11 protein-coding genes and 1 pseudogene are annotated in these 15605 nt (G+C 74.2%); 7 read left to right on the plus strand and 5 right to left on the minus strand.

The window, feature by feature from the left end; translation table 11 throughout:
* Position 1: 1 nt before the first annotated feature.
* From CP984_RS35420 to CP984_RS35430, 3 genes are read right to left on the minus strand one after another with little or no spacing between them, the layout of a single operon-like run.
* Positions 2-883: a 5-oxoprolinase subunit C family protein gene (locus CP984_RS35420; RefSeq protein WP_003985622.1), complete on the minus strand. Its 882-nt coding sequence runs from the start codon at positions 881-883 to the stop codon at positions 2-4.
* Entirely contained in the window at positions 880-1551 is a 672-nt protein-coding gene (gene pxpB / locus CP984_RS35425; RefSeq protein ID WP_003985621.1) for a 5-oxoprolinase subunit PxpB, read from the minus strand. The genes CP984_RS35420 and pxpB overlap by 4 nt, the downstream gene beginning before the upstream one ends.
* The gene (locus CP984_RS35430) at positions 1548-2324 is read right to left on the minus strand and encodes a LamB/YcsF family protein (RefSeq protein WP_003985620.1); all 777 of its coding nucleotides are present in this window, start codon (positions 2322-2324) and stop codon (positions 1548-1550) included. The genes pxpB and CP984_RS35430 overlap by 4 nt, the downstream gene beginning before the upstream one ends.
* Before the next feature lie 253 nt (positions 2325-2577).
* Here CP984_RS35430 and CP984_RS35435 point away from each other — a divergent pair, with 253 nt between their 5' ends.
* The 7 genes from CP984_RS35435 to CP984_RS35465 all read left to right on the plus strand — a co-directional run bounded on the left by CP984_RS35435 (position 2578) and on the right by CP984_RS35465 (position 13271).
* Positions 2578-3303, plus strand: coding sequence for a GntR family transcriptional regulator (locus CP984_RS35435; protein ID WP_003985619.1), 726 nt, complete (start codon positions 2578-2580; stop codon positions 3301-3303).
* Between the two features lie 121 nt (positions 3304-3424).
* Positions 3425-4135, plus strand: coding sequence for a DUF969 domain-containing protein (locus tag CP984_RS35440; protein WP_003985618.1), 711 nt, complete (start codon positions 3425-3427; stop codon positions 4133-4135).
* A complete protein-coding gene (locus CP984_RS35445) occupies positions 4132-5100 on the plus strand; it encodes a DUF979 domain-containing protein (RefSeq protein WP_003985617.1) in 969 nt (322 codons plus the stop codon). Before CP984_RS35440 ends, CP984_RS35445 begins: the two co-directional genes overlap by 4 nt.
* Before the next feature lie 74 nt (positions 5101-5174).
* Entirely contained in the window at positions 5175-5828 is a 654-nt protein-coding gene (pcp, locus tag CP984_RS35450; RefSeq protein ID WP_003985616.1) for a pyroglutamyl-peptidase I, read from the plus strand.
* 56 nt (positions 5829-5884) lie between these two features.
* A complete protein-coding gene (locus tag CP984_RS35455; protein WP_003985615.1) occupies positions 5885-7426 on the plus strand; it encodes a hypothetical protein in 1542 nt (513 codons plus the stop codon).
* A gap of 130 nt (positions 7427-7556) precedes the next feature.
* The gene (locus CP984_RS35460; RefSeq protein ID WP_032921873.1) at positions 7557-8453 is read left to right on the plus strand and encodes a hypothetical protein; all 897 of its coding nucleotides are present in this window, start codon (positions 7557-7559) and stop codon (positions 8451-8453) included.
* An 81-nt stretch (positions 8454-8534) separates the two neighbouring features.
* A complete protein-coding gene (locus CP984_RS35465; RefSeq protein ID WP_226048734.1) occupies positions 8535-13271 on the plus strand; it encodes a coiled-coil domain-containing protein in 4737 nt (1578 codons plus the stop codon).
* Here the strand turns inward: CP984_RS35465 and CP984_RS35470 are convergent.
* Positions 13249-14388: pseudogene (locus CP984_RS35470) on the minus strand (aromatic ring-hydroxylating oxygenase subunit alpha); the annotation flags it as partial. The gene CP984_RS35465 and the pseudogene CP984_RS35470 overlap by 23 nt on opposite strands.
* The gene (gene solA / locus CP984_RS35475) at positions 14385-15593 is read right to left on the minus strand and encodes an N-methyl-L-tryptophan oxidase (RefSeq protein ID WP_003985862.1); all 1209 of its coding nucleotides are present in this window, start codon (positions 15591-15593) and stop codon (positions 14385-14387) included. The pseudogene CP984_RS35470 and the gene solA, both read right to left, overlap by 4 nt.
* Between the last annotated feature and the right edge of the window lie 12 nt (positions 15594-15605).

Here is a 15605-nt window from a genome sequence, read left to right on the forward strand (position 1 = left end):
CTCAGGCGGTGGCGCGGGGGCGGCGGGGCACGAAACGGACCGGCGTGCCCGGTGCGGCCTGCGCCGCCGCGGCGAGGAACCGCTCCGGTACGACGCCGACGACCGGGTAACCGCCGGTCGTCGGATGGTCGTTGAGGAACAGCACCGGCAGGCCGTTCGGCGGCACCTGGAGCGCCCCCAGCGGCATGCCCTCGCTGGGCAGTTCGCCGTCCTTGAACCGCTCCAGGGGCGGGCCCTCCGTACGCAGCCCGATACGGTTGCTCGCCGAGGACACCCGGAAGCGCCCGGTGGCCAGGGTGCGCAGGCCCGCTTCGGTGAACCAGTCGTCGCGCGGTCCCAGGACGCACGGCAGTACCAGCTCCGTGGTCGGCAGGCTCGCGCGTACGACGGCGTCCACGCGCGCAGGCGGTCCGTACGGGTCGCCGAGCGGCAGCACGCAGCCGTCGGACAGCGGCGCGGGACCGAGCCCGGACAGCAGGTCGGCGGCGCGGCTGCCGAGCACCGGCTCCGCCGCGACGCCGCCGGCGAAGGCGAGGTACGAGCGGAGCCCGGCGGTGGCGGGACCGGTGTCGATCACCGCGCCCGCCGGGACCGGGACCGGCGCGCCCCAGGGGGCGGGACGGCCGTCCACCGTGACGGGGCACGGGGCGCCGGTCACCGCGACGGCGGTGGCCGTGCGGACCCGTACGGCACAGCCGGTCAGGGTCGTCTCCAGGGTCGCGGCCGTTTCGGGGTTGCCCACGAGGCGGTTGGCCAGCCGGTGGGCCGGCTCGTCCAGGGCGCCCGCGCGCGGCACACCGAGGTGGGCGTGTCCGGCGCGGCCGAGGTCCTGGACGGTGGTCAGGGCGCCGGCGCGTATGACACAGAAGGCGCGGTCGGTCATCGGGCCTCCTGGGATTCCGTCGAAACCGGGATGAAGCGGACGCGGGTGCCGGGGGAGAACAGCGCCGCCGGTTCGCGGTCCGGGTCCCACAGCTCGACATCGCTGGTGCCGATGAGCTGCCAGCCGCCGGGGGAGGAGCGCGGATAGACGCCGGTGTACGGGCCCGCCAGCGCGACCGAGCCGACCGGGACCTTGGTGCGCGGCGTGGCCCGGCGCGGCACGTGGTGGCGCTCGGGCAGGCCCGTCAGATAGCCGAAGCCGGGCGCGAACCCGCAGAAGGCCACATGGAACTCCGTACCGGAGTGGATGCGCACCACGTCCTCGGGAGTGGTGTCCCACAGGGCGGCCACGTCGGCGAGGTCCGGGCCGTCGTAGCGCACCGGGATCTCGACGGCCGGGCGGTCGTCGGCGGTCGCCGGCGGGACGTCCCAGCCGGGCAGTTCGGCGGCCAGCCGCCCGGGGTCGGCCAGGCCGTCGAGCAGGACCGTGCGCGCGGCCGGGACGATCTCGCGGACCGCGGGCAGGGTGCCGGCGGCGGCGCGGCGCAGCAGCTCGGCGTGGAACGCCTCGACGGCCGCCGCGTCGTCCAGCTCGACCAGCAGCCCGTGGTCGCCGACCGGCAGCGGGCGCAGCGGCAGCCGGGTACGGGCGGCGTTGCCGGTGCTCATGCGAAGCTGCCGATCCGCACGCCGGCCGCGGTCAGCTCGTCGCGCACCCGCCGGGCGAGGTCCGCCGCGCCGGGGGTGTCGCCGTGCAGGCACAGGGAGCGCGCTTCGATCCGTACGGTGCTGCCGTCGATGGCCGTCACCGTGCCCTCCGTCGCCATGCCCAGCGCGCGCTTGACGACCTCGTCGGGGTCGTGGATGACGGCGCCCGGTTCGCGGCGCGAGACCAGCGTCCCCTCAGGGGTGTAGGCGCGGTCGGCGAACGCCTCGCCGATGACCGGCAGGCCGACGCGGCGGGCCGCCTCGTGCAGCTGGGAGCCGGGCAGGCCGAGGATGGGCAGGGGGGTGCCGGCGGTGCGTACGCCCTCCAGGACGGCGGCGGACTGCGCCTCGTCGTGCACGCAGCGGTTGTAGAGCGCGCCGTGCGGCTTGACGTAGCCGACCCGGGTTCCGGCGGCGCGCGCGAAGACCTCCAACGCGCCGATCTGGTACGCGATCTCGTCGGCCAGCTCGCGCGGCGGCACGTCCATGGCGCGCCGCCCGAAGCCCGCGAGGTCGCGGTAGGAGACCTGGGCGCCGACGACGACGCCGCGCCCGGCGGCCAGCTCGCAGACCCGGCGCATGGTGCTCGGGTCCCCGGCGTGGAAGCCGCAGGCCACGTTGGCGCTGGTGACGACGGACAGCAGTGCCTCGTCGTCGGTGAGCTGCCAGCGTCCGAAGCCTTCCCCGAGATCGGCGTTGAGGTCGACGAGGGGGGCGGTCACCGGGTCGCTCATGTAAGTCGTACGTCCGTTCCGGAAGCGGCCGCGCGCTGGCGCACGGGCGGCGGGTCACTGACTGAGGGGACCGGTCGGCCCGTATCCGTAGTGACTCTCCCCCTGAGGGCACTTCGGGCCGACCGGCGATGGGGCCAACGTAGGCGATTGTTCAACGATCCGACAAGAGGTGTGTTGTCTCGTTCTGCCATCTGGGATTGACTGCCGCTCACGGCACACGGGGTGCACACCGGGGCGGAAGGCGGGGACGGCGATGGCGGGCAAGGTGGCGAAGGACGATCAGCGGCGGCTCGCCGAGGTCTCGGAGCTGGCGGGGGACCGGGTGCTGCTGGGGCGCTCCAGCACCGCGGAGCGGGTCGCCGACATTCTCCGGGACCGCATCACCGAGGGCTACTTCCCGCCCGGCGCGCGGCTGTCCGAGGAGAGCATCGGCGGGGCCCTGGGGGTCTCCCGCAACACCCTGCGCGAGGCGTTCCGGCTGCTCACGCACGAACGCCTGCTGGTGCACCAGCTCAACCGCGGGGTCTTCGTGCGCATCGTGACGGTGGCCGACCTGGACGACATCTACCGCGTCCGTACGCTCGTGGAGTGCGCCGCGGTCCGCAGCCTGGGCGAGCCGCCGTACCCGGTGGGCGCGATGGAGGCCGCCGTGCTGGCCGGCGAGACCGCCTTCGAGGAGCGCGCCTGGCGCGACCTGGGCACCGCGAACCTGCGCTTCCACCAGGCGGTGGTGGGTCTGGCGGGCAGCCCGCGGATGGATGAGCTGATGCGCGGCGTGCTCGCGGAACTGCGTCTGGTCTTCCACGTCATGGACGATCCCCGCCGCTTCCACGCGCCGTACCTGACCCGCAACCGGCAGATCATCGAAGCGCTCGAGGCGGGTGAAGCGGCGGAGGCGGAGCGGCTGCTGGAGTCCTATCTGGAGGATTCGCGGGCCCAGTTGTCAGGGGCGTACGCCCAGCGCATCGCCGCTCGATAGGGCGCTCGGACGCCTCGTATTTCGCTCCTGTCAACCCCTTGTCGGATCGTTGAACAATAACCTAGCCTCCTCGCATCCTCCTCACGGTCCGCGTGAGGTCCCGTATGCGGAAGGCGGACCCATGATCGTGCTTCTCGGCGTGCTCGTGGTCGTGGTCGGCTTCGCCACCAAACGCAATGCCCTGCTCGTCGTGGGCGTGGCGGGCATCGTCACCGGCCTGCTCGGCGGCCTGTCGCCGCGGGAGGTCCTGGCGGCCTTCGGCTCCGGCTTCGCGAGCAGCCGGGCGGTGACGATCTTCGCGATCACGCTGCCGGTGATCGGCCTCCTGGAGCGCTACGGCCTCCAGGAGCAGGCCCGCCGGCTGATCGCCCGCTTCGCCAAGCTCACCACCGGCCGCTTCCTCGCCCTGTACCTGGGCATGCGGCAGATCGGCGCGGCCGTCGGCCTGACCCATGTCTTCGGGCACGCGCAGACCGTGCGCCCGCTGGCCGTGCCGATGGCCGAGGGCGCCGCCGAGCGCAAGCACGGGCGGCTGACCGAGAAGTCCCGGGAGAAGATCCGCTCGTTCTCCGCCAGCGCGGACAACGTGGGGCTGTTCTTCGGCGAGGACGTCTTCCTCGCGGTCGGCTCCATCCTGCTGATCACCAGCTTCGTCAACACCACGTACAACACCCATCTGGAGCCGCTGCACCTGGCGCTGTGGGCCATACCGACCGCGCTGTGCGCCCTGGCCGTGCACGGCTGGCGGCTGCTGCGCCTGGACCGGCACCTGGAACGCGAGCTGGTCGCCGCGAACATCGAGCCCGTCGCCGTCGAGGGAGCAGCCAAGTGATCAAGGCAGAGTGGTTCTACTGGCTCGTCGGCCTGAGCTTCCTGGTGATGGCCTCCCAGATGCTCACCGACCGCAGCAACCCCAAGCGCTTCGGCACCACCGCCTTCTGGGGCCTGCTCGGCGCCGGCTTCATCTACAGCAGCTGGGTGGTCGAGAAGAAGGCCCCCGCCGAACCGCTGGGCGCGGCCGTACTGGTCATGATCGTGCTGGCCGGCTTCGGGTTCACCGGGCGCGGCACGCCGCGCACCACCACGCCCGAGCAGCGCGAGGCGAGCGCCCTGAAGCTGGGCAACAAGCTGTTCGTGCCCGCGCTGGCCATCCCGGTCGTCGCGCTGCTGTGTGCGGTCGTCGTCAAGAAGCTCTCGATCGGCGGTGAGCCGATCCTCCAGGAGGGCAGCGAGACCATCCTCGGGCTCGGCATCGGCGCCGTCGTCGCCCTCGTCGTCGGCATGATCATGCTGCGCGAGAAGCGGATAGCGGTGCCCGTGCAGGCCGGGCGCTCCATGCTGGAGGCGATGGGCTGGGCGATGCTGCTGCCGCAGCTGCTCGCCACCCTGGGCACCATCTTCCAGCTCTCCGGCGTCGGCACCCAGGTCGGCAAGGTGACCACCTCGATCCTGCCGAAGGACTCCCTGTACGTCGCGGTCATCGTCTACTGCGTCGGCATGGCCCTGTTCACCGTGATCATGGGCAACGCGTTCGCCGCCTTCCCGGTGATGACCGCGGCCGTCGGCTGGCCGGTGCTCATCGAGCACTTCCACGGCAGCGCGCCCGCCGTCCTGGCCATCGGCATGCTCGCCGGGTTCTGCGGCACGCTGGTGACCCCGATGGCGGCCAACTTCAACATCGTCCCGGCGGCCCTGCTGGAACTGAAGGACCAGTACGGCCCGATCAAGGCCCAACTCCCCACCGCGGGCATCCTGCTCGGCTGCAACATCGTGGTCATGGCCCTGTTCGCCTTCTGACGTCCTCCTCCCGCCCCGCCCGTACCGCGCGCACCTCCTGGCAGGCGCGCACACACGAACCACAGGAACAGCCCATGACGCGGACGACCCGAGTCCTGCTCACCGGATTCGAACCCTTCGACGGCGAGCGCACCAACCCCTCCTGGGAGGCGGTGCGCGACGCCGCCGCCACCCCGCCCGACGGGCTGGAGATGGCCGCCGTCGAACTGCCCTGCGTCTTCGGGCGCTCGCGCACCGCGCTCCGCGAGGCCGTCGCGGCGCACGACCCCGACCTGGTGCTGTGCGTCGGACAGGCGGGCGGGCGCCCCGACCTGACCGTGGAACGGATCGCCGTCAACATCGACGACGCCCGCATCCCCGACGTCTCCGGCGCCCAGCCCATCGACGAGCCGGTCGTCCCCGGCGGCCCCGCCGCGTACTTCGCGGCGCTGCCCGTCAAGGCGTGCGTGGCCGCCGTGCGCGAGGCGGGACTGCCCGCCTCGGTCTCCAACACCGCCGGCACCTTCGTCTGCAACCACGTCTTCTACGACCTGATGCACCTGATCGCCATCGAGCGGCCCACGCTGCGCGGCGGCTTCGTGCACGTGCCGTACGCGCCCGGACAGGTCACCGGCCGGTCGCTGCCCTCACTCCCGGTGAGCGCCGTCGCCGAGGGGCTGCGTGTGATCGCTGCCACCGCCGCGCGCACAAATACGGACATCAAGGTCGTCGGCGGCGCCACGCACTGACGCCGGAGCCCGTGCCGTTTCGTCCGTTGTCAGTGTGAGCGCCTACTCTGTGCGACGTGACTTTTCCTGCTCCGGGGACCGCTGCGTCCCAGCTCAACGGCCCGGCCCGGCCCGAAGGCGCCACCCGGCCCGCGCCGGGCCCGGCCGCCGACGAGGGCCTGGCCCGCCGGCTGCGCGCCCTCGCGTGCACGGCCCCGCTGCACGACCTGGACACGCGCAAGGCCAACCTCGCCGGCGAGTACGGGGTGTATGCGATGGCGGAGGTGGCGCTCGCCGCCATCGACCTGGTCACCCTGCACATGGACTTCGACACCGGCGCCGACCACGAGCAGATAGTGGCCAGGCTGCTGCCGCGCGTCGCCGCGCAGGCCCCGCACCGCCCCGCCGCCGAGCACGAGCGCGTCGCCCGCTGGGTGCTGGAGAACCTCATCAACGTCGGCAGCGTCGACCGCGGCTTCCGCGCCGTGTACGGCACCTTCGGCCCCGAGGGCGAGTACGTCCGCCGCGACTACGACTTCAAGCTCATCGAGGAGGTCCCCGGGCCCGGCGGCGGTGTCTACCTCCGTACGACCGACGAGGCCGTCAACGTCCTGGTCGGCGCGCTGGACACGGACGTGACGAGCGCCCAGATCGCCGCCGAGGTCAAGCTGGAGGTGCTGATCAGCCGCGGCCGGCTGGCGGACGCCCAGCTCGCCGCCGAGCAGGCCCGCTACCGCACCGTGCAGTACGCCGAAACGCTGCGCCGCACCCTCGACGCCACCCGGCGCAACGTCCGCGCGGTGGACTGGCTGCGCGCCGTCCCCGACATGATCACCGAAGCCCTCGACCATGTCGCCGAGCGCTACCGCCACGAGAACGCCATCCTCACCAACATCCGCAAGGCCCGCGACGAGGCCGAGGACCACGAGCACAAGCGCCGCGCCGCCGAGCTGGTCGACATCGTCAAGGACTGCATCCGCCGGCACACCCAGCTCCAGTCCCGGCTGCTGGAGGCCGGCCCGCTCTTCCGCGCCGAGCAGGACCGCCAGGCGTTCGCGCCGCCCGCGGGCCGCTCCGGCCTCGACCTGTACGGCCAGTTGGTCGCCCCGGTGCTGCCGCTGCCCGTGGAGCAGGCGATCCGGGTCACCGACGCCTTCTTCGCGCGCGGCACCGGCTTTCGTACGGGCACTTCCGTACGGCTCGGCGACCTCGTCGGCCTGCTGTTCCAGCCGCCCGTCGAGCGCGAGCACCTCGGCGCCGAGATGCCCGAGCCCGACCTGATCGCCACCCCGGACGACAGCCGCTTCTCCGAGGAGCAGCTCGAAGCGGCCACCGCGCTGCTCGACCTGCCCGCCGACGCGCCGCGCCGGCTGTCCGGCCTGCTGGCCGAGGCCCGCCGCAGCGACCCCGACCTGCCGTATCTGGTCGCCCTGATGGCGGTGCACGCGGCGAGCCCGCCGGTCGGCACCGCCTACCGCCAGGGTGAGCAGCAGCTGCTCTTCGCTGTCGACGACGGCACCGTGCTCGACGACCCGGAGTTCGGCGGCGCCGACCTGATCGTCGGCAAGGCCCTGCTGGACGCGGCGGGCATGGCGGCGGACCGCTCGGAGGTGGCGTGATGCCGGCCGGGCGGAGCGCGCACAGGACGTCAACGGCAGGGCGTCACAAGGAAGTTGTCTTGGAGGTACGGGCGTGAGTGAGTACGGAACCGGTGCTGGGGACGGCGCCGAGGCCCCGGCGCAGGGGGACCTGACCGGCGCGGCGGACCATCCGGCCTGGTCCGCGCCCGGACCCGGCCCGGCCGAGCCCGCGGGCCCCGCACCCGTGACGCCCGCCGACGCCGCGGACGCCGCCCGCCTCGTCTCCTTCGGGCTCCAGCCCAAGCTGCTGCCCGCCCGCGACGCCGAATACGGCGAACTGCTCCGCAGGTATCGCGACGAGCCCGCGTTCGCGCGCCTGGCCGACGCCGTCGCCACCGGGCTCGGCCTGGTCGTCCTGGAGGTGTCGCCGCGCGTCGGCATGGCCGTCACCGCCGACGAGGACTCCGTCTTCGCCGTACGGATGGGCGACTACGCCCGCCGCGCCTCCGCCGACTCCGCCGACCGCTTCCTGCACGGCCTGGCCCACCTCGCCGTCGCCGCGCTGGCCTTCCCCCGCCCCGAGGACCTCGCCGACGACGGCTACATCGGCCGTATCACCGTCAACGGCGTGGACGCCTTCGTCCGGCAGGCGTGCCGCCGCCTGGAGGAGCGCGCCGAGGAGCAGGGCGAGAACACCGACCCGGCCACCGACGCGCCCGGCCTCGAAGCCGCCTGGCGGACGTACGCGCGGCGCAGCGCGACCGGTGCCACCAAGGACGCGCGACGGCTCGCCGGTTCGACCACCGGCATCATCGCCAAGGCCGTCGCCTTCCTCGTCGACTCCGGCTTCCTCCAGCGCACCGGCGACGACGCCGGCGGCGCCTACCGCACCACCGCCCGCTACCAGCTCCAGGTGCGCGACATGGCGGGCAGCGCCGCCATGGCCGAGCTGCTGGAGCTGGGCGTGGTCCCCGTCAGCGACGGCGGCGCCACCCTGCTGCCCGCCGAGGACACCGACGACCTGGAGCTGGTCTCCGACGCGGGACTGCCCTTCCACTCCTCCTGACCGCCCGGGGCCGGGCGCACCGGCCCCACCGACCTCCCGTCCACCGACCACCGTCCGCCCACACAACGAGAGTCCGCCGCCATGTACGAGCTGTCCCGGGTCCGCCTCTACTCCATCGGGCCCGCCGGTGCGCGCTACGCCGACACCGTGCTGGACCTGCGGGGAGTCGGCGCACCGGTGCCCGATCCGGCCCCGGCGCAGGCGGACTTCTTCGAGGACGAGCCGGTCGGCCCGCCGCGCCGGCCCGCCCCCGCCGGCGTCCTCTTCCTGGAGAACGGCGGCGGCAAGTCCGTCCTGCTCAAGCTGATCTTCTCGGTGATGCTGCCGGGCCACCGCAACACGCTCGGCGGCGCCAGCTCCGGCGTGCTGCGCAAGTTCCTGCTCGCCGACGACTGCGGCCATGTCGCCCTGGAGTGGCAGCACACCCTCACCGGCGAGTCCATCGTGGTCGGCAAGGTCAGCGAGTGGCGCGGCCGGCAGGTCTCCAACGACCCGCGCAAGTTCGCCGAGGCGTGGTACAGCTTCCGGCCCGGCCCCGGCATGAGCCTGGACTCGCTGCCGGTCGCCGAGGCCACCGTCGTACGGCCGCGCGGTGAGCCGGCGGAGGGCGCCTCGGGGGCCCGGGGCCGCCGCCGTACGATGAAGGGCTTCCGCGACGCCCTGGTCGAGGCCGGCAAGAACTACCCCAACCTGGACGTCTCCTGGGTCGAGATCCACGAGCGGTGGAACGAGCACCTCGGCGAACTGGGCCTGGACCCCGAACTCTTCCGCTACCAGCGGGAGATGAACGCCGACGAGGGCGAGGCGGCCGGCCTCTTCGCGGTCAAGAACGACTCCGACTTCACCGACCTGCTGCTGCGCGCGGTCACCGACACCCGCGACACCGACGGGCTCGCCGACCTCGTGCACGGCTTCGCGCACAAGCTGGGCCGCCGCGCCGAGCTGACCGCCGAGCGCGACTTCACCGCCGGCTCGCTGGACCTGCTGTCCCGCATCGCGGACGCCGCCGAGCAGCGCGAGACCGCCCGTGACGTGCACGCCGGCGCCGAACGCCGCACCCGTACCCTCGCCCAGCGGCTGCACGCCCGCGGCACCGAGGAGCGCGGCCGGGCCGCCGAGTTCGCCGAGCAGGTCGCCACCGCCGCGCACGCGGTCACCGACGCCGAGCGGGTGCGCGAGCGCCGCGCCCTGATCTCCGCCGAGATCGCCTACCGGCACGCCTCGCTCGCGCTGGCCGCCGCCGAGAAGGGCGCCGCGGCCCAGCGCCGCGAGCTGAACGACGCCCGTACGCTGCACTCCGCCTGGCAGGCCGCCGAAACGGTGCTGCGCCACCGCGTCGCCGCCGACCGGGCCACCCGTGTCGCCGCCGCGATCCGCGAGGCCGAGCGGGACGCGGCCCCCGCGCTCGCCGCCCGTTCGAAGGCCGCCGGTGAGCTGGTGCGCGCCCTCCAGGCCGCCGCCGACGTCAGCGAGGGCATCGCCAACGAGCAGGAGGAACGCTCCGCCGCCCTCCAGGAGACCAGCGACACCGCGCACCGCGACGCCACCGCCGCCGCCACCCACGCCCAGCGCGCCCGCAGTGAGGCCGAACACCTCAAGCAGCGGCTCGCCGAGGTCGAGCAGGAGACCGCCGAGGCCGTCAAGGCCGGCTGGCTCGACGACTCGGCGCCGGACGCCGACCCGGCCCGCGCCGCGCTCGCCGCCGCGGACGCGGAGAAATCCACGGTCGAGGGCTGGGACGCGGCGCGCGAGGCCGCGACCGGCGCCGCCGACCGGGCCCGGGAGGCCGCCACCCGGCTCGCCGCCGCCGAACTGGCCGCGGCCCGCGCCGAGGACGCCGCCCAGGCCGCGGAGCGGGCGTACGAGGCCGAGCGCCGGGCCGCCGAGTCGATCGGCGCCGAGCAGCGGCTCGCCGACCTGCTGGGACTGCCGCAGGCGGTGCCCAAGGCGGGCGTGCCCGGCCCCCGTTCGGGACAGCCCGCGGACACCGCGGAGGAATCCCGCGTCCGCCGCCCCGCCTCCGAGGGCCCCCTGACCGCCGAAGAACTCGACCGCAACGCCGACGACCTGCGCGAACTGCTCGACGAGAGCGTGGCCTCCGCCGAGCGCCAGCTCTTCGACCTGCGCACCGCCGCCGCCGATGACGCCCGCATCCTCGGCGCGCTGGGCGACGGCGGCCTGCTGCCGCCGGGTCCCGATGTGCTGGCCGCCGTCGAGTACCTGGGCGAGCACGGCGTCCCCGCGCTGCCCGGCTGGCGCTATCTGGCCCAGTCCGTCGACCCCGCCGACCACAACCGCGTGCTGGCAGCCCGCCCCGAGCTGGTCGACGGCGTGATCATCACCGACCCGGAGACCCACGCACGGGCCCGGGACGTGCTCGCGCAGGCCGCGCTGCTGCCCCGCTCCACCGTCGCCGTCGGCACCGCCGCGGCCCTCCTCGCACCCACCCCCGCGCCGGACGCCCAGGACAGCGGAGTCTTCCTCGTCCCGCCGAACCCGGCCATGCACGACGAGTCCGCCGCCGACGAGGAGCGCCAGGCGCTGCGGGCGCGCGCCATAGAGCGCGACGAGGAGATCCGCGCCCTGGCCGCCCGGCTGGCCGGTGACCGCGCGCTGGCCGCCCGCCTCTCCTCCTGGCGTACGGGCTGTCCGCCCGGCCGCCTCGCCGAACTGGCCACCGCCGCCGAGGAAGCCCGTACGGCCGCGGACACCGCCGCCGCCGAGCTGGCCGAGGTGCGTGCGGTACGGGCCGAGGCCGACGAGGAGGCCGCCGAAGCCGCGCGCGTGCGCGACCAGCGGCAGGAGGCCGCGCAGCGCGCCCGCCGGGTCGCCGACGCCCTCGCCGGGCTGGCCCACCGGCTGCGCGAGCGCGCCAACTGGCAGGCCCGGCTGCGTGAACTCGCCGACGAGAGTGCCGAGTTGGAAGCACGCGCCGAGGAGTGCGTGGACCGGGCGCGGGCCGCCGACGAGGACCGCCGCACCGCCCAGCGCGCCGCCGACGACGCCCGGCGCACGGCCCACGCGCTGCGCGCCGAGCGCGCCGAGATCGCGGGCGTGCCCGACGACATCGGCGAGGACGGCACCGAGCCCGCCGCCGCCTCCCTGCCCGCGCTCCGCGAGGCGTACCGCGCCGCCTCCCAGCTCTACGAAAAGGTGGGCGTCGGCGCCGACCTGCGCGCCGAACAGGCCCGCGCGGAAGGCGACGAGAGCGCCGCGCTGGCCGAGCTGAACCGTCTCACCAACAAGGTGCGCACGCGCGCCGAACAGCTCCTGGAGAGTCCGGACGCCGCCGACGGCCCGTCCCGGCAGGCCGCCGCCGCCCGCGCCGAGGCCCTGGTCTCCCGGCTGGAGTCGCGCGCCTCGGCCGCCAGCGAACAGCTCGGCCGCCTGCGCGGCGAGGCCGAGCGGCTCGCCCCGGCCGACGGTGAGGCGCACACCGAGCTGCCCGAGGACATGATCCCCGCCGACGCGGACCGCGCCAAGGAACTGCTGCGCACCGCGAACGCCGAACTGGCCACCGCCGACGACGCGCTGGAGACCGCCCGCGCCACCCACACCGAGCTGCTGCGCGCCCACCGCGCCGCCGAGGACGCCGCCACCGGCTTCGACGAGATCGCCGCCATGCTGCGCGATCTGCTGCGCGATACCCAGGAGGACGAGGGCGAGCGCCCCGAGCCGTACGCCGGGCGCCTGGAGGACGCGCGGCAGGCCGCTGCCGAGTCCCGCCGTTCGCTGCGCGGCTGCGCGAGCGATCTGTCGGCGGCCGAGTCGGCGGTCCGCGAGGCCAGCGACGTGCTCGTGCGCCACGCCAACTCCACCAAGTACGAGCAGGTCCGCACGCCCGCCCGGCAGCAGATCCGCGAACTGCCCGCGGCGGCGCTGCCCGACCACGCCGCCAAGTGGGCCGACGCCTTCGCGCCCCGCCTGCGGGTGCTCACCGACGAGCTGGAGCAGCTGGAGCGCAACCGCGACAGCATCGTGGACCGGCTGCGCGGCCTGGTGGAATCGTCGCTGGCGACGCTCCGCTCCGCCCAGCGGCTCTCCCAGCTGCCCGGGGGCCTGGGGGAGTGGTCCGGGCAGGAGTTCCTGCGCATCCGCTTCGACGACCCGGACCAGGCCACGCTCACCGAGCGGCTGGGCGAGGTGATCGACGAGGCCACCCGCTCGGCGGTCAAGAAGAACAGCGATCTGCGCCGGGACGGCATGTCCCTGCTGCTGCGCGGTGTCAGCGCGGCGCTCCAGCCGCGCGGCGTGGCGGTGGAGATCCTCAAGCCGGACGCGGTGCTGCGCGCCGAGCGCGTCCCGGTCGGGCAGATGGGCGACGTGTTCTCCGGCGGCCAGCTGCTGACCGCGGCCATCGCCCTGTACTGCACCATGGCGGCGCTGCGCAGCAACGACCGCGGCCGCGACAAGCAGCGGCACGCCGGCACGCTGTTCCTGGACAACCCCATCGGCCGTGCCAACGCGACGTATCTGCTGGAGCTCCAGCGCGCCGTCGCCGACGCGCTGGGCGTCCAGCTGCTCTACACCACCGGCCTCTTCGACACCACCGCACTTGCCGAGTTCCCGCTGGTCATCCGCCTGCGCAACGACGCGGACCTGCGGGCCGGGCTGAAGTACATCAGCGTCGAGGAGCACTTGCGCCCCGGTCTGCCGCAGCAGGACCCGGATGCGGAGCCGGTGCACGGGCAGATCACGGCGACGCGGATGTACCGCCGTCCCGAGGACGAGCGGGCGCAGGACCGGCCGGAGTCCCCTGAGCCTCAGGAGAACCAGGAGGCTCGGGAGCATCCGGAGCCTCCGACAGCAGCCGAATGACCCACCGGTGGAAGCCGGCGATGTGGTGCTCGCTCGGGACGAGCACCCCGCCGGCCCGGTAGGCCCGCGAGTCCATCGCGGGCTGGGTCCGCTCGCAGGCCGCGAAGTCCTGCGTGTTGACCCGGTGGAAGAGCTCCACCGACCGCGACAGGTCGGCCCCCGAGGCCACCACCTCGGGGGCGTACAGCCAGTCGCACTCCACCACCGTGCGGTCCGCGGCCAGCGGGAACATCCGGTGCACGATGACGTGGTCGGGCACCAGGTTGAGGAAGACCTGCGGGCGTATGGTGATGGCGTAGTAGCGGCGGTCCTGGCTCTCCTCGATCCCCGCGATCCGGGCGAAGCCGCCGCTGCCGTCGACGGTGAACCCCTCGGCCTCCTCCGCGAACGCCGCGCCGTGCCCGACGTAGTACTGCGCGGCGTACCCGTCCGCGAACTCCGGGATCATGTCGGTCAGTTCGGGGTGGATGGTGGCGCAGTGATAGCACTCCATGAAGTTCTCGACGATCAGCTTCCAGTTGGCGCGCACGTCGTAGGTGACGCGCCGCCCGAGGTCCAGCCCCGCCATCCCGTACCGCTCGATCGCCTCGACGCCGCCCAGCCGCTCGCCGACCGCGCCGGTCACCGTCTCCTCGAACGACGGCGGCTCGTCGGCCAGGCACACCCACACGTACCCCAGCCACTCCCGCAGCCCGACCGGCAGCAGCCCGCGCTCGGAGCGGTCCACGTCCGGCATCCGCTGGAGGTTGGGCGCGGCCACCAGCCGCCCGTCCAGGTCGTAGGTCCAGGCGTGGTACGGGCACTGGAGGTTGCGCCGCACCTCGCCGGACTCCTCGGTGCACAGCCGGGCGCCCCGGTGGCGGCACACGTTGAGGTACGCGCCGAAGCCGCCGCGCCGGTTGCGGACGACGAGCACGCTCTCCCGGCCGACCTGCACCGTACGGAAGGCGCCCGGCCGTGGCAGGTCGGCGGCGCGTACCGCGCAGAACCACCGGGACTCGAAGATGTGCCGCTGTTCCCGGCGGAAGGTTTCCGGGTCGGTGTAGAAGGCGCCGGGCAGGGTGGCGGTGAGGCCGGCGGCCGGGGTGTCCCCGGCGGTCTCGGGGGCGAGGGTCATCGGACGCCTCCTGGGGCGGACGGTGCGGGAGAGGAAGGGGTGGTGGCCGGGGTGGCGGCGAGCAGGCGCTCGGGCGCGAACAGGCCGACCGGGTGCGCGGTGTCCCCGCCCAGCGCCAGATCGGCGAGGATCTCGCCCACCACCGGCACGAACTTGAAGCCGTGCCCGGAGAAGCCGCAGGCCACGGTCACGGCGTCGGGGTGCGCGGGATGCCGGGCGAGGACGAAGTGCTCGTCGGGGGTGTTGGTGTACATACAGGTGACGGACTTCAGGTGGCGGCCCGGCAGCGACGGCAGCAGCCGCGCCGCCTGCCCGGCCATCGCCCGCACCTCGTCCTCGTACACGGTCCGGTCGATGGTCTCCGGCGTGCAGACCGTTCCCCGGCGGAAGAACGCCACCTTCGCGCCGCGCCCCGGCCCGTCGATCGCGGGAAAGCCGTAGATCTGTACGCCCGCGGCGTCCTCCCAGATGTAGATGGGGTGCCGCTCCGGGACGTACGGGCCGGTGCCGCCCGCGGGCTCGAACCAGTGCATGATCTGGCGCTCCACGGAGAACGCCACCCCGAGACCGGACAGCAGCTCCGGCGCCCAGGCACCGGGGCAGATCACCAACTGACCCGCTGTGTAAGCGCCTTCAGGTGTGTGCACCCGCACGCCCCGGCCGCCCGGCAGCGCCTCCCACCGGGTGACCGGCTCCTGGAAACGCAGGTCGGCACCGCCCTGGGTGGCGAGCTGGAGCTGTGCGGCCACGGTGTTCTCCGGGCGCAGGAACCCGGCGCGGGCCTCGTACAGCGCGACCTCGCCGGCGGCCGGCGTCAGCGTCGGGAAGCGGCGCCGGACCTCCCGCGCGTCCAGCATCTCGTGCGGCAGGTCCCAGGTGCGGGCGGAGCGCAGCGACCCGGCGACGGTACGGCTCTCCGGCCGCCCGAGCATCACCCCGCCGCACAGCGTGGCGATCCGCCGCCCGGTGGCGCGCTCCAGTTCCTCGTACAGCTCGTGAGCGCGCAGCAGCAGCGGTACGTACGCCGGGTCCTCGAAGTACGACTGGCGCGTGATGCGCGAGCCGCCGTGGCTGGAGCCGTGCGTGTGCACCGGCCCGAACTTCTCCAGGCCCAGTACGCGGGCGCCGCGCGCGGCCAGGTGGTGGGCCGCGGCGCTGCCCATGCCGCCGAGGCCCAGCACGATCACGTCATAGGTGGGGGACAAGCGGACCTCCCG

It is taken from the genome of Streptomyces rimosus, from assembly GCF_008704655.1.
In the GTDB taxonomy this organism is placed as follows: domain Bacteria; phylum Actinomycetota; class Actinomycetes; order Streptomycetales; family Streptomycetaceae; genus Streptomyces; species Streptomyces rimosus.

What these genes read in the sequence shown, in the direction of transcription:
- CP984_RS35435 (WP_003985619.1), top strand. Translation starts at nt 2,578, where the DNA reads ATGGCGGGCAAGGTGGCGAAGGACGATCAGCGGCGGCTCGCCGAGGTC.
- CP984_RS35440 (WP_003985618.1), top strand. Translation starts at nt 3,425, where the DNA reads ATGATCGTGCTTCTCGGCGTGCTCGTGGTCGTGGTCGGCTTCGCCACC.
- CP984_RS35430 (WP_003985620.1), bottom strand. Translation starts at nt 2,324, where the DNA reads ATGAGCGACCCGGTGACCGCCCCCCTCGTCGACCTCAACGCCGATCTC.
- pcp (WP_003985616.1), top strand. Translation starts at nt 5,175, where the DNA reads ATGACGCGGACGACCCGAGTCCTGCTCACCGGATTCGAACCCTTCGAC.
- CP984_RS35420 (WP_003985622.1), bottom strand. Translation starts at nt 883, where the DNA reads ATGACCGACCGCGCCTTCTGTGTCATACGCGCCGGCGCCCTGACCACC.
- CP984_RS35465 (WP_226048734.1), top strand. Translation starts at nt 8,535, where the DNA reads ATGTACGAGCTGTCCCGGGTCCGCCTCTACTCCATCGGGCCCGCCGGT.
- pxpB (WP_003985621.1), bottom strand. Translation starts at nt 1,551, where the DNA reads ATGAGCACCGGCAACGCCGCCCGTACCCGGCTGCCGCTGCGCCCGCTG.